At 40.0% G+C, this 20,643-nt stretch carries 19 protein-coding genes and 1 other annotated feature; of the genes, 2 read left to right on the top strand and 17 right to left on the bottom strand.

Annotated elements, in window-relative coordinates:
- Window positions 1-80: 80 nt before the first annotated feature.
- Together G7062_RS11040 and G7062_RS11045 are read left to right on the top strand one after the other, a co-directional pair.
- Window positions 81-392 carry a hypothetical protein gene (locus G7062_RS11040; RefSeq protein WP_166065967.1) on the top strand — a complete coding sequence of 104 codons (312 nt, stop codon included), beginning with the start codon at window positions 81-83 and terminating at the stop codon, window positions 390-392.
- Window positions 389-664, top strand: coding sequence for a hypothetical protein (locus G7062_RS11045; protein ID WP_166065969.1), 276 nt, complete (start codon window positions 389-391; stop codon window positions 662-664). Before G7062_RS11040 ends, G7062_RS11045 begins: the two co-directional genes overlap by 4 nt.
- On the opposite strand, the gene G7062_RS11050 is transcribed toward G7062_RS11045, so the two are convergent.
- The 17 genes from G7062_RS11050 to G7062_RS11130 all read right to left on the bottom strand — a co-directional run bounded on the left by G7062_RS11050 (window position 661) and on the right by G7062_RS11130 (window position 20,636).
- Window positions 661-1,317 carry an HD domain-containing protein gene (locus G7062_RS11050; protein WP_166065970.1) on the bottom strand — a complete coding sequence of 219 codons (657 nt, stop codon included), beginning with the start codon at window positions 1,315-1,317 and terminating at the stop codon, window positions 661-663. The two genes, G7062_RS11045 and G7062_RS11050, sit on opposite strands and share 4 nt — an antisense overlap.
- 14 nt (window positions 1,318-1,331) lie before the next feature.
- Complete coding sequence (locus tag G7062_RS11055) at window positions 1,332-1,625, bottom strand: hypothetical protein (RefSeq protein ID WP_166065971.1); 294 nt, start codon at window positions 1,623-1,625, stop codon at window positions 1,332-1,334.
- A gap of 12 nt (window positions 1,626-1,637) precedes the next feature.
- On the bottom strand, window positions 1,638-2,357 hold the full coding sequence (locus G7062_RS11060) for a hypothetical protein (RefSeq protein WP_166065972.1): 720 nt from the start codon (window positions 2,355-2,357) through the stop codon (window positions 1,638-1,640).
- On the bottom strand, window positions 2,350-3,273 hold the full coding sequence (locus tag G7062_RS11065) for an ABC transporter ATP-binding protein (RefSeq protein ID WP_166065973.1): 924 nt from the start codon (window positions 3,271-3,273) through the stop codon (window positions 2,350-2,352). The genes G7062_RS11060 and G7062_RS11065 overlap by 8 nt, the downstream gene beginning before the upstream one ends.
- 86 nt (window positions 3,274-3,359) lie before the next feature.
- Window positions 3,360-4,217, bottom strand: coding sequence for a cell wall metabolism sensor histidine kinase WalK (locus G7062_RS11070; protein WP_166065974.1), 858 nt, complete (start codon window positions 4,215-4,217; stop codon window positions 3,360-3,362).
- Window positions 4,214-4,915: a response regulator transcription factor gene (locus G7062_RS11075; protein WP_166065975.1), complete on the bottom strand. Its 702-nt coding sequence runs from the start codon at window positions 4,913-4,915 to the stop codon at window positions 4,214-4,216. The genes G7062_RS11070 and G7062_RS11075 overlap by 4 nt, the downstream gene beginning before the upstream one ends.
- Window positions 4,916-5,019: 104 nt before the next feature.
- On the bottom strand, window positions 5,020-6,216 hold the full coding sequence (locus G7062_RS11080) for a hypothetical protein (protein WP_166065976.1): 1,197 nt from the start codon (window positions 6,214-6,216) through the stop codon (window positions 5,020-5,022).
- A gap of 225 nt (window positions 6,217-6,441) precedes the next feature.
- Complete coding sequence (locus tag G7062_RS11085) at window positions 6,442-7,257, bottom strand: alpha/beta hydrolase (protein WP_166065977.1); 816 nt, start codon at window positions 7,255-7,257, stop codon at window positions 6,442-6,444.
- Between the two features lie 12 nt (window positions 7,258-7,269).
- The gene (locus G7062_RS11090; RefSeq protein ID WP_166065978.1) at window positions 7,270-8,025 is read right to left on the bottom strand and encodes an inositol monophosphatase family protein; all 756 of its coding nucleotides are present in this window, start codon (window positions 8,023-8,025) and stop codon (window positions 7,270-7,272) included.
- Window positions 8,022-8,789, bottom strand: a complete 768-nt coding sequence (locus G7062_RS11095) for an inositol monophosphatase family protein (protein WP_166065979.1) — start codon at window positions 8,787-8,789, stop codon at window positions 8,022-8,024. Before G7062_RS11095 ends, G7062_RS11090 begins: the two co-directional genes overlap by 4 nt.
- Before the next feature lie 112 nt (window positions 8,790-8,901).
- Entirely contained in the window at window positions 8,902-12,681 is a 3,780-nt protein-coding gene (gene rpoC / locus G7062_RS11100; RefSeq protein WP_166065980.1) for a DNA-directed RNA polymerase subunit beta', read from the bottom strand.
- Between the two features lie 14 nt (window positions 12,682-12,695).
- A complete protein-coding gene (locus G7062_RS11105; RefSeq protein ID WP_166065981.1) occupies window positions 12,696-16,781 on the bottom strand; it encodes a DNA-directed RNA polymerase subunit beta in 4,086 nt (1,361 codons plus the stop codon).
- 94 nt (window positions 16,782-16,875) lie between these two features.
- Entirely contained in the window at window positions 16,876-17,460 is a 585-nt protein-coding gene (locus tag G7062_RS11110) for a class I SAM-dependent methyltransferase (protein ID WP_166065982.1), read from the bottom strand.
- A gap of 24 nt (window positions 17,461-17,484) precedes the next feature.
- Window positions 17,485-17,856, bottom strand: coding sequence for a 50S ribosomal protein L7/L12 (gene rplL / locus G7062_RS11115; RefSeq protein WP_166065983.1), 372 nt, complete (start codon window positions 17,854-17,856; stop codon window positions 17,485-17,487).
- A gap of 17 nt (window positions 17,857-17,873) precedes the next feature.
- A complete protein-coding gene (gene rplJ, locus G7062_RS11120; RefSeq protein WP_166065984.1) occupies window positions 17,874-18,512 on the bottom strand; it encodes a 50S ribosomal protein L10 in 639 nt (212 codons plus the stop codon).
- 37 nt (window positions 18,513-18,549) lie between these two features.
- Window positions 18,550-18,664: a sequence feature (ribosomal protein L10 leader region), on the bottom strand.
- A gap of 47 nt (window positions 18,665-18,711) precedes the next feature.
- On the bottom strand, window positions 18,712-19,386 hold the full coding sequence (locus G7062_RS11125) for a hypothetical protein (RefSeq protein WP_166065985.1): 675 nt from the start codon (window positions 19,384-19,386) through the stop codon (window positions 18,712-18,714).
- Window positions 19,383-20,636: a hypothetical protein gene (locus G7062_RS11130; RefSeq protein ID WP_166065986.1), complete on the bottom strand. Its 1,254-nt coding sequence runs from the start codon at window positions 20,634-20,636 to the stop codon at window positions 19,383-19,385. The genes G7062_RS11125 and G7062_RS11130 overlap by 4 nt, the downstream gene beginning before the upstream one ends.
- Window positions 20,637-20,643 lie beyond the last annotated feature (7 nt).

A 20,643-nucleotide genomic window follows, 5' to 3' on the forward strand; every position in this document is an offset into this window, starting at 1 on the left:
AATCCCTTCGTCATTTCTAAAACACTCAAATTCATCACCCAACTGTGGTAAAATAGAACCATTATACAGAGGAGTATCGTATGAAAGACTTTATTATTGACATCGTTTTACCAATCGCTGCTGTCATCAGTTTAATCTGGTTGCAGATTGTATTTTCAAACCATAAAAATTCCAAGATGGGATATCTATTACCAGGGGTATTCTTGGGTATGTCACTGCTTTGGTTTTTACTTGTCATCACAATGGCCCTCCCTACGCTCAATGCAGATCCAAACAATACCGTAACTGTTGTTGATTTTCTTAAGATACTCGCAGTTATAAATATTCCAACTGTTGTATTCTTTAGTATCGACTTTGTTGTGAAAAGAATAAATCGCAGGAAACGCTTATGATTTATGCAATCTTTGGGATCATTGTCATGACCGCTGCGATTATTTTGCAGGTACGCCTCGCCAAGGAATCCAATCCACGGTACAGCTTAATGCTACCAGGACTCTTTGCCCTCTCATCCATTATGGCGACACTGTTCACACTCATTACCGTTTTGGGTAACAGTCTTGAGTACGTCATTGTCTTCACTTTGGGTGCATTTTTCATAACAATCGTCCCTTCGCTCATCATGTTTATAACCCGCTACATTGTACGAAAAAAACATCCTCACTAAAGGATGTTTTTTCGATTCCAAGTGCAATCATTAATCATTACGATTGGCTCTCGTGAAATCGATGCAGCAAATGTAGTGATGGCCGTAAACACTTTGTCTAAAAATGTAAACGTCGTAAACTCTTCAAGATTAAACTCGGGTGCTGTCGTAAATCGAACAATCAGTGTTGTTTCATCAGCCACAATTGAAACTGCAGTGATGTGTTGAATTTGACGAATCCCATATGTTTCATAACCTTCTGGCGCTAAGCGCGATTGAACAAGATCAAGTTTATCACAAAGGATGAGAACGCGAGTCATGAGTGAGGGGCTATCATAACTCGAACCATGGTCACGAATTGCTTCCAGAACAGCATCGTGGTTTGTGAGCCGTATCGCATGGGATTCAAAATATTCAAGTGCCATTTCATAACCGCGTTGAGCGTGACCGGGTTTCCCATGGACACAGCCAATATCATGTAGCAATCCTGCAATCAGTGCATCTTTACGATAGGTTTCGTCAACATTGAGTTGCTGCATTAAATCATCCATGAGAGCGATGACGCGTTCGGCATGTTCAATATCATGACATGCTGTACCGCTTTGTCGCTCATCTTCATAAATTGTTTGGTAGTATCCTTGAATACGCTTGTCATTACGAATGAATGAATCCATGCATTGTCCTCTTTCTATTCTTTGTCTTTAAACTGATTGCTCTTCGAATCCCAATAAGAGACACTCGCTCCCAACAAACTTACCACCCCAATCGCTGCTCCCACTTTGCTTGCGAGAAGCACACTACCAGCTAAAATGCTGACACCTGCAACACCTGTAATCATGGCACCAATTTTTTGACTTTTGCGCGATGGACTTTTAATTGTTGGTACCTTCACAGGATTGTTGGGTATGATCTTATCATTGACTGTATTAACTTTTTCATTAATTTTGTTGACCTTTTTGGTCATTTTTTCTGCGAAATTCATTATTTTCTCCTTTTAATTAAAGAACTCGTAGTGTTTTTGTCGCGCTACAAATAAGTACGATACGATAACACCAATAACAGCAAAGATATATGGAATGATTGGGAAGTCATAAAGTGCAACCGAACCAATATTCCCTTGTGTAAATACTGCGAGCAAGAATGCTGTTACCACTGTTGTAATGACTGATTTACGCCAAATTCCTACTGCCATGGCAATTTGTCCCATAAACGTTACAGCGATGGCACTTGTGAAAATTTCCAAGACATTGATGAGTGTGAAGTGTGCACTCGGTACGGTGATTGCTAAGAAACCATAGATAACCCCTTTTGTAAGAATCATCGAAACACACGTTACAATTGCTGCGACACCAATTTTGGCATACATAATCTTAACGCGGGAAACAGGATAGGTATACATTAACTCCATACGACTTGAAGCAAAATCATTCACGACAAAGCGTCCATAGTTAACACCTGCATAAATTATGAATGCCAAGGCAATAATGGCATCGCTAATCGTTTTGATTCCTACAAAGGATTGAAATTGTAAGGTATCTTGTATCATACTCTCACTCAAACCCGGTGATGGAAGGACACTGAGTAAATCATCTGTATTATAAATTAAGATAACCATTCCCAGACATAAGCCGGTAACAAGCAGCCAATTTAAAGCAAGTTTAATCATTGGATTGGATTTCTTTTTCTTTAGTTCTAATGTCATCAGTTTAAGCATCTTCGGATCCTCGTTTCGTTTGGCTCATAAAATAATCTTCAAGTGTTTTCTTTTCTTTCTCAAATCCATCGACACTAAAATCGCCTTGTGCAAGTTTTGCAAAGAGTTCCTGATACGATAGCGACATTTCATAAATACGAATGTGACGTTCACCGACAATTGCACAATTATTGATGTTAAGGGTTGTTGTAAGATAAACAAGTGCTTTTTGGACATCGGGTGTCTCAAGGACAAAGTACTCAAGATTGCGAGCATGAATCTCATTCATTGTTAATTGTTCAATTAATGTACCGTTCTTCATGATTGCAACGGCATCAATAATTTGCTCCAATTCAGCCAGAATGTGACTGGATACAAGAATACTCATACCTTCTTCGTGAGCCAAGCGTTTGAGAACCAAACGAATTTCTCGCATTCCTGCCGGATCCAATCCATTAATTGGCTCATCAAGAATCAGTAACTTCGGTTCACATAATATTGCCCGGGCAATTGCAATTCGTTGCTTCATCCCCAAGGAGCAGCGATTTACTGGAAGGTTTTTATGAGTCGCCATTCCAACGCGACCCAAAACATCCATAATACGACTGGTGTTGTTGTAACCATAGTATTGCGCATGAATCTCCATATTTTGTAGAACCGTCAGATCTTCCATAAAACGTGGTGTTTCTATGATACTGCCGATATTCTGTAAATACTTGTAACTCGTAGGTGTTACGGATTCTCCTAATATATCCAAGTCACCGTGTGTGGGTTTGACTAAATTCATAATCATTTTCATAAGTGTGGTTTTCCCAGCCCCATTGGGTCCAACAAGGCCAAATATTTCCCCAGGTTTAATCGTAATCGATACATTGTCAACGATTGTAACACCCTTATGAATTTTGGTGAGTTCGTGTGTTTGTAAGCATGTTTTCATTTGTGTTCCTCTTTTCGTGTTGCTTATTACAGTGATACTATACCAAGTGTTTCTAACTTAGTTCTTAAGCAATTCTTACGAAATTCTTACGATTGATTTAGGGTAATTTTAAATTCAGTATAGTGGTACGGTACACTCTCCAAACTAATGGTTCCATTCATCGATTCAACAAGACGTTTGGTAATTGTTAATCCCAGCCCACTTCCTGAGTAGTCCTTACTTCGTGAGTCCTCGAGTGTAAACAAGCGTTCGAAAACATGCGATTGGTTCAGTGCTTCAATGCCTTTTCCACGGTCCCAGATCATCATTTCAACACGGTGGGCAACGTGTTTGATGCGCAGTCCGATGACTTTTCCATCACTACCATACTGAATCGCATTGGTAATGAGATTATCCAAAACGCGTTCCAACGCTTGCTGATTTGCATTAACAAGCACTGGGTGATCGGGGACATCAATATCAAGTGTCAGTTGTTTTTGGTCAATGGCATCATAATGAGTCAGGATAACTTTGCGACTCAACTCGCTTAAGTCAAGCGGTTCTAATAGCATGGGCGTATCATTGGATTCGAGTTTGTTTAAATCAAAAAAGTCATGAATCATATGGATGACATCATTCACTTTCTCTTCAATTTTATGGAGATATTGTTGGTTTGTTTCACGATCACGATGCTCCAAATCAACCAGTTCCAACATACCCTTTACAACTGTCAGCGGTGTCTTTAGGTCGTGAGAAATATTTGATAGCATTTTTCGATAACTATCCTGTGTGTCGTAGTATGCCGCAAGTTGACGTTTTTGCATGCTGAAATTATGGTTGAGTTGATTACAAAGTTCCATAACAGTTTTATTGATGGAATCGGTAAGGATGGGTTGAAATGTTTCGTGATCCGTAACTTTCATAATTTGCTCAGTAATGGCGCGTATCTCTTTATCGCGAATCATACATTACCCTCTTTCGTTTTCATACGGTACCCAATCCCCCATAGGGTTTGAATGTATTCGGGGTTTTTAGGATCACTTTCGATCTTTTCTCTTAGCCGACTCATATGAACATTGACAATGTTTTCATCTCCATAATAATCTTCTTCCCAAACCGCCTTATAGACATCTTCTTTTGTAAAGACACGGGTTTGATTGTTTAAGAATAGTTTTAGGATTTCAAATTCGGTATTGGTAAGTTTGATACACTCTTGGTTAATCGTTACAGTGTGTGTCTCTAAGTCCATACGTAAACATCCATATGATAGTTTCGAGGATAGACCGACTTCACTATATAATGTCGAACGACGAATACTTGATTTGATGCGAGCGGTGAGTTCGCCAAATGAAAATGGTTTGGTAACATAGTCATCGGCTCCCAAATCGAGCGCAACTGTGATGTCAAACTCGGTATCTTTTGCCGATATGATAATCACTGGAATACGACTTATTTTACGAATGTGTCCGAGAACTTCAATACCGTTTTTCTTAGGCAACATTAAATCCAGCAAGACACAGGAAAAACCACCCTGCTCAAATACATCAATTCCTTGCACCCCATCATACGCTGCGGTTACATCCATATCTGCTTCTCGCAAATGGATACTTAGCGTCTGGCTGATATCCTTGTCATCTTCAATTAGCAATACACGACCGATCATAATTTACCCCCAAGTTGCCTTAGCAACATGCCCATTGTGTGTTTATTATACCAAGACATTGAATCACGAACAAACGCGCACAATAAAAGCCCTCTTTCAAGGGCTTATACATCTTTTGAATAACGCCAATAATAGATTGAGGCTATTGTTTTGTACGGTGCGTAATCTTCCATAATTGCGTCAAAGGATTCTCGAGTAATGGATTCGACCTGGTGAAGGGTCGCAACACCACGACGCAATGCAATGTCATCATATGAACTTAAGTTTTTCCGATGGTAACCATGCATCATAATGATACGCGCTGACCAATCGCCAATTCCTGGAAGCTTAACCAAGGCCCTCACGAGTGCATCATCATGCAAAGCATCTAATGCATAGAGATCAAGAACACCACTGACAACATCATTGGCAATGCGATGAATTGCTTTTGCTTTATTCAACGTAAGCCCTACTGATTTTACGGTCTCAATATCATCGTGAACCACATCCAAGGGATTGGGATATTTGGCATCGAAACGAGCTTGAATACTCGCAGCCGCCTTAACAGAGACTAACTGTCCAATAATTGTATAAACGATGGCATCGAACGGATGAAGCATAACCGCGCGTTCTACCCTTCCATAGCGCACTACCAAGTCATTGAATTTAGGATTTCCTTGAATTGTTGTTGCAAGCTCGGCATCCGTGTAAGGAAAGACAGGATGTAGAAATGATTCCAATGGATCAAAATCGTGCTTTTTGCGTTTTCCATACTCAACAATGAGCGCATGAAACTCTTGATAAACATATGTATCTTCTGGGATATGTTGCATCATAAATTTTTGATAGGCATCGTAGGTTTTGTACTGGGGATACCCTAGGTGTTTTAGCATTCGCTTAAGATAGGTATCCACAACAAAAATTGGTTGGTCAAAGGTGTAGAGTAAGATTGAATCTGCTGTTTCCGGGCCAATGCCTTTAATGTTCAAAAGATCATCGCGCAGACCATCAAGAGGCATCGCTTCAAGATTAAAGTTGTGCGTCTCAAGATATGCCAGAAGCGCTTTAATTGTTTGTGACTTCGCCTTAAAGAATCCTGCCGGTCGAATATATTCTTGCAAATCCTCAATCGGCATGGCATGGAGTGTTTGGTATTCCATGTATGGCATTAATTGCTCGATGGCTTTCTCAACATTGGTCCACGCAGTATTTTGAACAAGAATTGCACCAATCATCATCTCTAATTGAGTTTCGGCAGGCCACCACGCTTGGGGTCCATACGCATCATAAAGTTTTTGATAGATATCCACCAATGTCATCATCTTTACCAACCTCAACTTCTATAAACTCTATTATACCAAATTCTTCTCAATGAACGGACACTCACACAAAAAATTACCACTCAAATGATTGAATGGTAATGTTTAACGTAACTATTTAAATATACTTCTTATCCACGGAGCTGTTAGTAATCCACCTATGAAACACAGCACCGCAACAATAATTAATTTTTTGATGATTTCTTTTCCATAGTTTTAACTCCGTTTCTACAAGCGTGCATCCATCCATAAAATCATATCATCGAGAATTTCATCTTTTTCATTCTCATTTAATATTTCATGATACAAACCCGGATATACTTTGCGCTCTTTATCTTGTGAAGCAATGTTATCATAAAAATACTCACTCACTTCAACTGGCACAATGGTATCATCCCCACCGTGAGCAATGAAACACGGCAACATGTATTGATGAATGTGTGCTCGTACAAATGCAGGTCCTTCAATCAGGAATTCTTTTAGGAATCCTGCGGTCGCTTTGCGTAATACGTCCTCGTCTGCTTTATAATGAGCAACGACTTCAGGAACTGAACAGACATCATCCTCAACGGGATTACTGATTTTCAACGATGGCATCAATACCCCGACAGTCTTAAGAAGGAAACCATTCAATCCTTTTGACTTTGGAAGCGATGTAATGGCCGGACCCGACAGCACTTGTCCCCTGAGCATATCAGGATGAGCGATACCATACATTGCGGTAACCAGCCCTCCCATACTGTGCCCTAGCATATACATGGGAACTTCGGGCGTATCATTGCGTGCAAACGTCACAAAGGCATGACAGTCACTGATAAACGACTCGTATGAGTCAATATGTCCTTTGGGTCCTAACGAGCGACCATGACCCCTTAAATCGTATCGATACACATTATAACCTGCACTGTTGAGACGTTTGGTTACATGATCATAACGGCCAACATGTTCCGCAAATCCATGATTAATCACAACAATGCCTTTGGCATTGCTCACTTTATTAACAACATAACGCAAACTTACATCTTCACTAATTTTAAGGTACATACAATGCCCTCCTTACTGTAATAATAACAGGGATTGTTTGATGATGGGGTTGCTGGTGCCCATAAAGTAGCCGTGCTCATCAGCAAAGAAAATGCCATCCTCAACATCCCCAAAGTTCCAGGTTCCCTCAACCTCTTTAAGAATGATTACTGCTGCGGCAACATCCCATGGCTTTAATCGCCGTGAAATGTAAGCCTGTTGGCGCCCTGCAGCAACACCCACAATTTCTAAAGCAGCCGATCCAAGATAACGTTGAACCATAATATGCTCATCCAAATCTTCTTTGAATGTTTTAAAGGTGCGATTATCTGCATTAATAATTGCGTCTTTAAGTGCAATTGTCTTATCAAGGGGTTGTAAACGCTTGTTATTTACCCAAGCACCCGACCCACTAACACCGCAATACATCTCATCAGCCATCACATCATAAACGATACCAAAAACGGGTAATCCTTTTTCATAGTAGCCTACTGAGATTGCAAAGTTGCGACCTTGGAAGATGAAATTTGTTGTCCCATCAATGGGATCAATAATCCATACATCATCCAATCCTTCTGTTGCGATTGTCTTTTCCTCAGTGATAAAGTCTTGATTATGATACTGTGCATTAATGCCTTGAATGAGAAACTGCTCTGTTTGTTTATCCACATTGGTCACAAAATCATGAGGGTTAGACTTCGTATCAATATCAAGTGCTTCATGCATCATAACTTTAACGCGCTCACCAGCTTCACGAATGAGTGTTTGTGCAAATGTCACCTTACTCATAAACATGCCACCAAACTGTCTCTAACTTTAGGATTGCTTGCAGCGATTACAACGTGTGCATCATTGGTCATTGCGAGTGTATCAATCTGCCCTCCCAAATAGAACGTACCACCCACACACTCAAGGAGTACAACTGCGGCAGCAATATCCCATGCTTTGATTTTAGAGAATACATAGGCTTGAAAATTCCCAGCTGCGACTTCACAGATTTCAATCGCACCCGACCCTAAGAATCGGTGGGTGATAAATTTGGGTTTCATTTCAGCTGGGGTTAAACGAAAGAGATCGGGACGATAGACATCACCCGTTAATACTGAAGTATCCAAATCTTGTTGTTGATCAAGAGGTGCAAGTTTTTGACCATTGAGATAGGCGCCATCACCTACAATACCCACGTACATATTATCCGCCATCACATCATACACAACGCCAAATACTGGTTTGCCAAGGTTATAGTGAGCAACGGATATTGAGAAGTGTTTCTTCTGATAAATGAAATTTGTTGTTCCATCGATGGGATCGATAATCCATAAATCTTCAAGACCGTGTGTTTCAACAGTTTTCTCTTCTGTTAAGAAGTTTTGGTGCTCATACATTCCATTGATTCCTTCAACAAGAAAAACTTCTGTTTGTTTATCAACATTTGTAACCAAGTCACTTTTCGATGTTTTTTGTTCTATTTTTATGTCATCGTGCATCATTTCTCTAATCTTAATTGCTGCCTCATAGACTAAGGCAACCGTGAATTCAACTTTACTTTGCATGCCAAACGCCTCCAATGTATCTATTATACACCAATGGTGCTACGAAGAATATGAATCCCTTTTTCTTTGCCTTACGCAAAAAAAAGGCATGTGTTTCCACATGCCTGGTTTATTATCCGCGAATAATTTCACTCATCATTGAATCTTCTTCTTCGACAATGTTACGTTCTTCACGTTCTTCCTTTAACTGTGCTGCACGTTCGCGAATGCGATCGGTTGACTCACGGTGTAAGACAGATCCGGTACCGGCAGGAATTAACTTACCGATAATAACATTTTCTTTCAGACCAATTAATGGGTCAATCTTCGATTTGATTGCTGCATCCGTAAGAACTTTTGTTGTTTCTTGGAATGAAGCAGCTGATAAGAAGCTTTCTGTTTCAACAGATGCTTTTGAGATACCCAAGAGTACTGGCAAGTAACGTGCAGGGTTTTTACCCTCCATTAATGCATCAGTATTAATGTCTTGCATTCTCTCAACGTGCATTTGAACACCTGGAGAAATACCTGTATCTTGACCATCGATAACGATAATCTTACGCATCATTTGGTTGATCATGACCTCGATATGCTTATCAGAGATTTCGATACCACCACTTTGGTAAACTTTTTTAACTTCTTTAAGAATGTATTGTTGTACTGCAAGACGTCCTGAGAATTCCATGAGACGTTTTGGATCAACAGACCCTTCGGTTAGTTTATCCCCTGCTTCAACTTCAGAACCAACTTTCAACCATGAACGAGCAGGTTGGTGTGGTAATGTTTGATGATCAACAGTACGTTTTTCGTTCGTTACAGTAATAATATAACCCAAACCATCATCAGCATTACGGATATCGGTAATATTACCGTGAATTTCCGAAATAACTGCTGGCAATTTTGGAGTACGTGCTTCAAATAATTCTTCAACACGAGGTAGACCTTGAGTGATATCCTCACCACCGGCAACCGCAACCCCACCAGTATGGAATGTACGCATGGTTAGCTGAGTACCTGGCTCACCAATTGATTGAGCCGCAACGATACCGATTGCTTCACCAACTTCGACATTTTCACCTGTAGCCATGTTAGTTCCATAACATTTCACACATGCACCGTGTTTTGATTCACATGTAAAGACTGAACGGATACGAACTTCTTTAACACCTGAGTTTACAATACGTTTTGCAGTGAATTCGTCGATGAATTGATCATCTTCGATAATAACTTCTTTTGTTTTTGGATCAACAATTGTTTCCTTGATATAACGTCCAACAAGACGGTCATGTAAGGATTCAACAACTGAATTTGATTTACGGTCAACGATTTCTTGTACTAAGTAACCATTGTCTGTATAGCAATCGTCTTCCACAATTGTGACATCTTGAGCAACGTCAACCAAACGACGTGTTAAGTAACCAGATTCAGCCGTTTTAAGAGCCGTATCAGTTAGACCTTTACGCACACCGTGTGTTGAGAGGAAGAACTCACTCACGTTCAATCCTTCACGGAATGATGAGTAAATTGGAACCTCAATAATTGATGGTTGGTATTCAGCTTTTGATTTCGATTGTGTCGGTTTACCCATCAGACCACGCATACCAGCAAGTTGGGTAAAGTTCGATACGTTACCACGAGCACCGGATGTCGCCATCATGTTAATTGGGTTTTGGCGCGGAAGGTCTTGCATTAACTCATTACCAACCGTGTTCTTGATACCATCCCAAAGTGACATCAATTTACCTTCCCATTCTTGAGGAGTTAAACGACCACGTTTGAGTTGTGTCATTAAACGAGCAGCTTTTTCTTTACCTTCTTCAACATATTTGTCCTTGTTAGGCGCAACGTTGATATCACTAAGTGAAACAGTAATACCTGCAACTGTTGAGTACTTGAATCCAAGGTCTTTGATCATGTCAAGAATTTCTGAGGTTTTATCGATTGTATAACGATCGAATATTTCCTTGATAATCTTTTCAAGATCTTTTTTCTTGAAATCGTTGTTTAAAGGCATTGCAGCGATGACTTCACGAACATCTTCACCTGGTTTAACAAAGAATTTGTCCGGTGTTGCTTTGAAGTTATCAACAGTGACTTCGTTCAAGTAAGGGAAATCACTTGGGAACATTTCGTTAAAGATTAATTTTCCAAGTGTTGTTACAAGATACATGTCATTTTGTTTTGCGCTAAATGTCTTTTTACCGACTGAAGATGCACGAACACTGATTCGTGTATGCAAGTGGATAACACCATTTTCATACGCAATGTGTGCTTCTGCAGTATTACGGAATGACTTCCCTTGGTTTTCACCATAACGACGCCATTTTGCAGCTTCGTGAATATCACCACGTGCTTCTGCTTTATCTGCTTTTTCATTAAATTCTTCTGGAGTTTGTTCCATGTTTAAGTAGAAGTTACCCAGAACCATATCTTGTGATGGTGTAACGATTGGTTTTCCATCTTTCGGTCCAAGAATATTGCGTGAACCTAACATCAAGAGTTCTGCTTCTGCTTGTGCCATTTCTGATAATGGTACGTGAACCGCCATTTGGTCACCATCAAAGTCAGCGTTAAAGGCTGGTGTTACAAGAGGGTGAAGGCGAATTGCGCGTCCTTCAATCATTTTTGGCTTAAAGGCTTGAATACCAAGACGGTGAAGTGTAGGAGCACGGTTCAAAAGAACAGGGTGATGTTGAATAACTTCTTCAACAATATCCCATACACGTGGGTCTTGACGTTCAATTAATTTTTCAGCCGCTTTCGCATTATTACTAATGCCGCGTACTTTCATTTCATTAACAACAAATGGTTTGAATAGTGTAATTGCCATCTCGCGAGGAATTCCACATTCGTACATCTTCAAGTCCGGTCCAACCGCAATAACGGAACGACCTGAGAAGTCAACACGCTTACCGAGCAAGTTCGCACGGAAACGTCCTTGTTTCCCTTTAAGACTGTGTGAAAGTGATTTTAGTGGACGTCCACCAGCACCTGTAACAGGTTTTGAACGACGACCATTATCAATCAAGGCATCTACAGCTTCTTGAAGCATACGTTTTTCGTTTTGAACGATAACTTGCGGTGTTCCCATCTCAAGAAGACGTTTTAAACGATTGTTACGTGTAATAACACGGCGGTAGAGATCATTTGAATCTGAAGCGGCAAAACGACCCCCATCCAATTGCAACATTGGACGTAACTCAGGTGGAATAACTGGTAATTCAGTTAAGACCATCCAAGCAGGTTTGTTGTCTGAATTAACAAACGCTTCAACGGTTTCCAAACGGCGAATTAAACGTTTACGTTTATCACCTTTTGCGGATTCTAACTGTGCTAAAATATCATTTTGTTCAGCAGTTAAGTCAATTTCTTCTAATAATGTTTTGATTGCTTCAGCACCTGCTTGAGCAACAAAACCATTGTATCCAAATTCGTTTTGGTAATCACGGTATTCGCGATCATCAATGATTTGTTTATATTGTAGTGTTGAGTTCTTTGGATCTGTAACAACCCATTTTACGAAGTAAACAACTTCTTCCAACACTTTTGGAGTAATATTCAAAAGCAAACTCATGCGTGAAGGAATTCCACGTAAGTACCAGATGTGTGCAACTGGAGCAGCTAAAGTAATATGACCCATACGTTCACGACGAACAGATGACTTGGTTACTTCAACACCACAACGGTCACAAATAACACCACGGTAGCGAACTTTTTTATATTTCCCACAGTAACATTCCCAGTCTTTAGTAGGACCAAAAATCTTCTCACAGAACAATCCATCACGTTCCGGTTTTTGTGAACGGTAGTTGATTGTTTCCGGTTTCTTAACTTCACCATGAGACCATTCAAGAATGCGCTCTGGTGACGCTAAAGCCAATTGTATTGAGGAAAAATTCTTACTTATACTCATTTACATCAGCCTCCTTAAGCTTCTTCATTAATACGGAAGTCTGTATCAATGTCTTCTGATTCATAGCGAGGAGATGATTTAATTTCATCTTCTCCTTCAGCTATCGGTTGTTTAATTTCTTCGTTGTTTTCATCTAAGAATTTCACATCCAAGGCAAGTGCTTGAAGCTCATGCTTCAATACTCTAAATGATTCTGGCATTCCTGGTTCAGGAATATCAACACCATTTTGGATTGCGGCGTAGGTCTTCGTACGTCCATTGACGTCATCTGACTTGATTGTAAGGATTTCTTGAAGTGTATGTGCTGCTCCATAAGCATAGAGTGCCCAAACCTCCATCTCTCCAAATCTTTGTCCACCGTTTTGTGCTTTACCACCAAGTGGTTGTTGTGTAACAAGTGAGTAAGGACCTGTAGCACGTGCGTGCAACTTGTCATCAATCATGTGTGATAGTTTCAACATATACATGACACCCACTGAAATACGTTCATCATAACGTTCTCCAGAGCGTCCATCATACAAGACCATCTTACCATCTTGAGAAACATTTCCTTCTTCCATAATACGGAAGAGTTCATCCGTTTCGATACCATCAAAAACACTTGTTGCAAACTTGATATTCAAGTTCTTTGCAGCAATACCTAAGTGTAATTCTAGAATTTGTCCAATGTTCATACGGCTTGGAACCCCTAATGGGTTAAGCATAATGTCAATTGGTGTACCATCTTCCATATATGGCATATCTTCTTGAGGAAGAATTTTTGAGATAACCCCTTTATTACCGTGACGTCCCGCCATCTTATCCCCTTCAGAAATCTTACGTTTCTGAACGATATAAACTTTAACAGCTTCGCTCACTCCAGGAGGTAAATCATGTCCATCTTCACGACGGAAAATACGAATATCTTGAACAATACCCGATCCACCATGTGGAACTTTCAATGAGTTGTCACGTACTTCACGTGATTTCTCACCAAAGATTGCCAAGAGTAATTTTTCTTCAGGTGAAATTTCGCTTTGTCCCTTTGGTGTAACTTTACCAACAAGGATATCGCCTTCTTTAACTTCAGCACCAATCATAACGATACCACGGGCATCCAAATGACGGCTTGATACTTCAGAAACGTTCGGTATATCACGGGTAATTTCTTCAGGTCCAAGTTTTGTCTCACGAACTTCTAATGTGTATTCTTCGATATGAATTGAAGTATAGACATCTTCTTTAACAAGACGCTCACTCATGATGATCGCATCCTCGTAGTTATAACCATTCCATGTCATGAACGCAACAGTAACGTTTTGTCCAAGTGCAAGTTCACCATTTTGCATTGAAGGTCCATCCGCTAAGATGTCACCTGGGTAAACTTTTTCACCCAATTGTACTAATGGTTTTTGGTTAATACATGTTCCTTGGTTAGAACGACGGAATTTTTGCATTGAGTATGTACGTTCTTTACCCTCAACGTTGTTAACAACAACTTTACGAGCATCAACATACGATACCATTCCTTCGTCTTTACAGATAACTGCTGAACCCGAGTCTTTTGCGACACGGTGCTCAATACCTGTACCAACATAAGGTGAATTTGGAATTAATAACGGAACCGCTTGACGTTGCATGTTCGCTCCCATGAGGGCACGAGACGCATCATCATTTTCCAAGAAAGGAATCGCAGCTGTCGCTACAGAAACAATTTGTTTTGGTGAAACGTCAACAAGTTCAACCGTTTCACGACGTGCCAAGATGTTTTCACCTTGGTAACGCACAACAACTTCTTCATTTGCAAGTTGTCCATCAACGATTTCGTTTGCTTGCGCAATAACATATTCGAATTCATCATCAGCAGAAAGGTAAACAAACTCTTCGGTGACAATACCGCCTTCTTTAACAATACGGTATGGTGTTTGGATGAATCCATAACGGTCCAATTTACCATATGATGTTAAGTTAGAGATAAGACCGATGTTTGGTCCTTCTGGTGTTTCGATTGGACAAATACGTCCGTAGTGTGATGTATGAACGTCACGCACTTCAAAACCAGCACGGTCACGAGTGAGTCCACCCGGTCCAAGAGCTGAAATACGACGTTTGTTTGTTAGCTCAGCTAACGGGTTTAGTTGGTCCATGAACTGTGACAATTGTGATGAAGAGAAGAACTCTTTTACCATTGCCGTCAACGGACGCACGTTTGTTAGATTTTTTGGTGTTAAGTTTGATGAATCTGAAGAGATTGACATACGTTCCTTAACAACACGTTCCATACGGCTTAAACCAATACGGAATTGATTTTGAATTAACTCACCCACTGTACGAATACGACGGTTACCCAATTGGTCAATGTCATCTTCGTTTCCTAAGTCATCTAAGAAGTTTAGGAAGTATGAGAATGTTGCATAGATATCTGAAGCAACAATTGTTGTTTTATCCAACAATGGATCCATACCGACAACTTTAACTTGCTCTTGCAAGTCTTCTGATGTTGATACGTAAAGTTCTTGCATTGCTGCACCCACTAACCAAAGTGTTAATGGTCCTTTTTCCAATGTTTCAACAATTAATTTTTCATTAGTTTTGTTGATTTTTGATGCATTCACATTTGGTACAAAACGATCAACAATGAATGTTCCTTTTGCTGAAAGCACATCGGTACCATCTGCCGTTTGCAAACGACCTAATGTATAAAGGCGTTGTCCATAGTTAAGTACTGACCAAACATTATCTTTGGTTACAGTAACAGCTTTGGCCATAATTCCGGTATAAATTGTGATTTCATGTCCTTTTAGAGTCGCAACATCACTGGCAGTCAACACTGTTCCACGATCATATTCAAATGCATCTTCGTAAATATCACGTGCAAGAATACGCCCTTCAAGATAATGTGTACCATCAACAACAATGCGCTCTGAATCTGGCGCTGAGAAAATATTACGTAATGGGAAGACATTCATATGTCCTGATTCGCGTAATACATCTCTTAATTTATTCACGTCATCACGGCGTGTGATGTGTGTTCCTTTTTCGAATACAACATTTCCATTAATATCGGTAATGTCTTCGATAAGATAGGTTCCTTTAATACGGTTAAAGATTTCTAATTTTTTATGGAGTTTGAAACGACCTGCTTTGTTTAAGTCGTAACGACGTGGATCTAAGAACTTTGCGTTCATTAAGTTGATCGCACCATCAGTTGTAGGAATTTCATCAGCACGTTGGTTTTCATACATTGAACGAAGTGAATCTTCAAATGTAACCGTCTTATCTAAAGCTAATGTGTTAATTAACTCAGGATAATTTCCAAAATACGCAGTATATAGTAATGCGTAAAGAGATAAGAATTCACGTTTTTCACTATCTAATTCATCCCACTCGTCATGAACTGGTAAGTTCAAGGCACGAAGGAATGTTTTAAATGAAGACGTGTCAAAAGCATCTTCACCTTCTAAGAGGTCAAGACTCAATCCAAATGCTTTAAATAGGATAGTAGAAACAATCGTACGCTTACGGTCAACTTTCATGTTAACTACACGGCCATTGGCTGCTTTACGATCATCACTCATAAATTCTAACCAAGTACCACGACTTGGAATTAACTCAGACAAGAATGTTTCTCGTCCTGACTTAACGTCATTTTCTGTTTTAAAGTAAGCTCCAGGTGAGCGAACAATTTGTGAAACGATAACACGTTCAGCACCATTGATGATGAATGTTCCGTTATCAGTCATAAGTGGTAAGTCACCTAAGAAGACTTCTTCTTCTTTTTCAATAACTTCCCCTGTTTGTTTATTGATTACTTCAAGACGCATTGTAGCACGTAAAGGCGCGGCATAGTTTGCCTCGCGTGATCGACTCTCTTCTACATCATACTTTGGTTCCCCAAATGAATAACCTGTAAACTTTAATTTAACATTTTCATTGTAACTTTGAATAGGATAGATTTCATTGAAGACCTCTTCAAGACCCTCATTTTTAAACCATTCATACGCTTCCGTTTGAATTTCGACTAGGTTCGGTAACTCGAGCTCACTACTAACTTGTGAATAGTCACGACGTGATGCTTTATTACCAAATTTCTTAACACTATATACTTGGTTTTTTCCCATTTATGCCATCCTTTCCTGATACTTAAATTGCAACCAAAAAATCGCGCATAAACCCACTATTATGCAATTTTATATGTTATCACCAACGCAGCCATTAGTCAAGCCTTTTGGCCGAATAGATGTAATAACCCTTATCTTTCTTCAATAACTCGCAATTGCCAAAAAGTTCCACACATTTCGCTTGAGCACTCTTTGCGCCATGGGACTTACGAATTACAAATATAAACTCGCCACCAGAAACCAACGAAGCGTACGCTTGATCAAACAAGCTATACATCTTCTCTTTTCCAACCCGAATTGGTGGGTTACTGATAACAAAGTTATACGCACCCTCCAAACCATCGTGGACAATGTTAGTTCCGTTGACATTATATTTTGCGAAGTTTTCATTTGCCAATGCAACTGAACGAGGATTCACATCCACACCCGTTACATGCACCGCAAACAAAGACGATAAGATAACACCAATGACACCGATACCACATCCCAAATCCGCAACTTCGCCCGATAAATCACGCGTCGCAACAACTTTAAGAAGCGATTCAGTACCTTGATCCAATCCATTTTTCGAAAATACACCATCATCTGATTTTAATACATATTCATAGTCTAAAAACCGGAAAGGAATATCTCTCCGGTTTTGCTTTAGATTTGAATTGTCTGTAAAGTAATGACTCACAGATTATCCATTGATAAAATTAAATTATTTAACTTCAACAACTGCGCCAGCTTCGATAAGTTTTGCTTTTAATTCTTCAGCTTCTGCAGGTTTGATGTTTTCTTTGATTGGTGATGGTGCTGCGTCAACTAATGCTTTTGCTTCCATCATTCCTAAACCAGTGATGTCACGAAGTGCTTTGATGACTCCAACTTTTGATCCGCTAACTTCTTTCAAGATAACTGATACTTCGCTTGGTCCTTCTGCTTCTTCTGCGCCACCTGCTGCCGCTACTGCGACTGGTGCTGCTGCACTAACGTCGAATTTTTCTTCGATCGCTTTAACTAATTCGTTTAATTCTAAAATTGTCATCTCTTCTAGTGATGCAATGATATCTGCTGTTGCTAATTTAGCCATTTTAAATTTCCTCCTTATTAAGCTTCTTTTTCTTCTGTTACTTCTTCTGTTGTTTCTTCAGCAACGGGTGCTGCTTCTTCAACGACTTCTGCTGCTGGAGCTTCTGCTTCAACTGCAACTTCTTCAACTGCTGGTGCTGTTTCTTCAACAACGGGTGCACCTTCGTTAGCTTGGCGTTGTTCAGCTACTAATGAGACTGCATACGCAAATTTACGAATTGGTGATTGTAGCATACCTGCTAACATAGCGACCATACCTTGGTGGTTTGGCAATGCTGATAATTCACTGATTTCTTCAGCGTTAACAACGTTTCCGTCAACAATACCAGCTTTTAAAACTAATTTTTTGTTCTTCTTAGCAAATTGTGCAAGCACACGACTCGGTGCAACTGCATCGGTACCAAACGCTACAGCGTTAGGCCCAACTAATTCTGATGCCAAGCTTTCAAATTCTGTACCTTCAACGGCACGTTGGAACATTTTGTTCTTGTAAACTTTGAACTCAATGCCTTCTTCTCGAAGTTGACGACGTAAAGTAGTAATTTGTCCTACATTTAGACCGTGGTATTCAACGATAATTGATGATGCTGAATTGTTAACCTTTTCTTGAATCTCTGCAACAACTGCTTTCTTATTTTCTAAGACTTCGTTACGCACGTGATTCACCTCCATTCGATTTTTGGAAATCAAATATAGCCAAATAAATAAACCCACATCAAAGACGAGGGTTTAAAAGTTTTATACTTTTACCTCGGCAACTGATTAAGCCCGAAGGCGGTTGCTGTCTTTGGTATATATGATAACAGTATTATTCTACCAACATCCTGACAAAAGTCAAGTGAAATCGGGGTTTGTCTTAATTCGGACGCTTATAACAATGATTTCCTGCCCAATCAATCTCCGTATAGTATTTCTTGGTGCCCAATTTTTTAAGTTTACGCTCTTGGTAAGCAATCAAAAGGTCGTACAATAAGGGATCCTCAAACCGTTCTCCATAAATTCTCGCATTATCAAGTGGTGTCTTGCCATTGTCAGAAATCCACATTAAATCCGCTCCTTGACTCAAGAGGTACTCTACCGCATACAACACACCATACCAACACGCATTGTTTAGGATACGATCTAGGAAATCCTGACGCTCGTGTCCTGAAACATGTTTTAATATAACCTCAATAACAGCGATTTCTTGTTTAATGACTTCAAACGCGCGAATTTGCGAGCTCAGCACCGCTTTGGTTAGACTATCCTGATATGTTGCTCCCTGTACAAACATCCATTGTAAGAGTGTCGCATCGGGGTGAGTGCAGGCAGGATACATCACTTTCCACCAGACTTCATCCGTAAATTCAATAACATGACGTACTTTATTAATATGCGCTATTACAGCATCCGTATCTTGATTCTGCGGTCTTTTATAAATATAGCGCTGTAATTTTGTAATCTCAGCATCAATTTCTTTTGAATCCACAATTTGTTTTCCAGAGGGTTGAATTATCTCGGGGTGTGATTTCTTTCTTTTAAATAGTTTCATATTTGATCTCCTGTCCAATAACTCAAAATCAACTCTCGCACGCCACTGTGCGGTTCCAACTCAACCAAACACTCGATGAGAAAGGCTTCTGTTTCATCACTTTGACTCGATATTAAACGCTCTAACGCCATTTTCTTAAGGATAAAATCATCTTTATTCAAGCAAATAACCCGTCTTAAGAACTCGAAATATTCATCGAATTCTGGGAGTTCTGTGACAAGATATTGCAGCGCATCACTATTACCGCTATAAAGCGCAGCCTCAATATAAGCCACATTTATCTGGGGATTGCCCAGATAATCTTTCAACAGTAAGTGTTCATGCGTTGGATAATCCCAAACTGCATGAGCATAATCGTTCCAGTCTTTTTTAGCATGGGACGACTCCAGAAAAGAGATACCCTTAATGCGCGGCTTCTTTACAGGTCTTTTTTGTCGTATTTCCCCCATGATCGTGTGCCATTTTCCTCCAATCCATATCAACTGTAGGTTGGAATTATACTGTGTCACGATCTGTTTGTTCGAAATTTCGATAAGGGGAACTTCGATTCCGAGCAATGCACACGCACACGCCTTATGATGTCCATCAAGAATTAAGCTCATCGATCCCGGAAGTTGCAGGGTCAAAACTGCCGGCATAATCCCATGTTTTTGATAATGTGCGATATAGTGGTCCACACGACTCTCATCATAATGACTGCTAAATTCTGATGGATAGAGATACCGCATTGGATGGGACGAGCTATAATCAATGCCGTCACTTTTATAAAAATAGCTCCCTGTCGCAGCATATGTTCGCGGTCTATCACCAACATCCCAAAAGAAGGCATCCTCTCCATCCGTCGGAATTCCTTTCCCCTCTTCAATCCACCACAGACCATCTTCAAAGAGTTCAAGAAGCGGGCGCAGTGCATCAATTGCATTTTCCCACGCAAATCCATGATTTATGTTTGAGAAATACCGATCTAACTCACGCTTTCCATGCCCCGCCATCAACATTGCGCGCGTCGTTTCACAGTAATGGGCATTCACATAAATAAGCGGAACACCATTAAATCGCCATTCTTTCATATTATCTAACAGTGACTCCTGCGTAAAGTATTCTCCACCAGGAACACTTTGGATATCGATGTCTACATTTCGCAACTCTGCTCGCCCCTGGCGGATCTCAATTGCTTTAAAACGCACACCTCTCTCAGTCTCACCTTCATATTTCAAAGATATCTTAGGTTTTCTGTTGAATCTAAACATACACCCT

Source organism: Erysipelothrix sp. HDW6C (assembly GCF_011299615.1).
Classification (GTDB): domain Bacteria; phylum Bacillota_I; class Bacilli_A; order Erysipelotrichales; family Erysipelotrichaceae; genus Erysipelothrix.

Excerpts from the sequence above, each read along its gene's own strand:
- G7062_RS11040 (WP_166065967.1), top strand. The coding sequence starts at position 81 with ATGAAAGACTTTATTATTGACATCGTTTTACCAATCGCTGCTGTCATC.
- G7062_RS11045 (WP_166065969.1), top strand. The coding sequence starts at position 389 with ATGATTTATGCAATCTTTGGGATCATTGTCATGACCGCTGCGATTATT.
- G7062_RS11050 (WP_166065970.1), bottom strand. The coding sequence starts at position 1,317 with ATGGATTCATTCATTCGTAATGACAAGCGTATTCAAGGATACTACCAA.
- G7062_RS11055 (WP_166065971.1), bottom strand. The coding sequence starts at position 1,625 with ATGAATTTCGCAGAAAAAATGACCAAAAAGGTCAACAAAATTAATGAA.
- G7062_RS11060 (WP_166065972.1), bottom strand. The coding sequence starts at position 2,357 with ATGCTTAAACTGATGACATTAGAACTAAAGAAAAAGAAATCCAATCCA.
- G7062_RS11065 (WP_166065973.1), bottom strand. The coding sequence starts at position 3,273 with ATGAAAACATGCTTACAAACACACGAACTCACCAAAATTCATAAGGGT.
- G7062_RS11070 (WP_166065974.1), bottom strand. The coding sequence starts at position 4,217 with ATGATTCGCGATAAAGAGATACGCGCCATTACTGAGCAAATTATGAAA.
- G7062_RS11075 (WP_166065975.1), bottom strand. The coding sequence starts at position 4,915 with ATGATCGGTCGTGTATTGCTAATTGAAGATGACAAGGATATCAGCCAG.
- G7062_RS11080 (WP_166065976.1), bottom strand. The coding sequence starts at position 6,216 with ATGATGACATTGGTGGATATCTATCAAAAACTTTATGATGCGTATGGA.
- G7062_RS11085 (WP_166065977.1), bottom strand. The coding sequence starts at position 7,257 with ATGTACCTTAAAATTAGTGAAGATGTAAGTTTGCGTTATGTTGTTAAT.
- G7062_RS11090 (WP_166065978.1), bottom strand. The coding sequence starts at position 8,025 with ATGAGTAAGGTGACATTTGCACAAACACTCATTCGTGAAGCTGGTGAG.
- G7062_RS11095 (WP_166065979.1), bottom strand. The coding sequence starts at position 8,789 with ATGCAAAGTAAAGTTGAATTCACGGTTGCCTTAGTCTATGAGGCAGCA.
- rpoC (WP_166065980.1), bottom strand. The coding sequence starts at position 12,681 with ATGAGTATAAGTAAGAATTTTTCCTCAATACAATTGGCTTTAGCGTCA.
- G7062_RS11105 (WP_166065981.1), bottom strand. The coding sequence starts at position 16,781 with ATGGGAAAAAACCAAGTATATAGTGTTAAGAAATTTGGTAATAAAGCA.
- rplL (WP_166065983.1), bottom strand. The coding sequence starts at position 17,856 with ATGGCTAAATTAGCAACAGCAGATATCATTGCATCACTAGAAGAGATG.
- G7062_RS11125 (WP_166065985.1), bottom strand. The coding sequence starts at position 19,386 with ATGAAACTATTTAAAAGAAAGAAATCACACCCCGAGATAATTCAACCC.
- G7062_RS11130 (WP_166065986.1), bottom strand. The coding sequence starts at position 20,636 with ATGTTTAGATTCAACAGAAAACCTAAGATATCTTTGAAATATGAAGGT.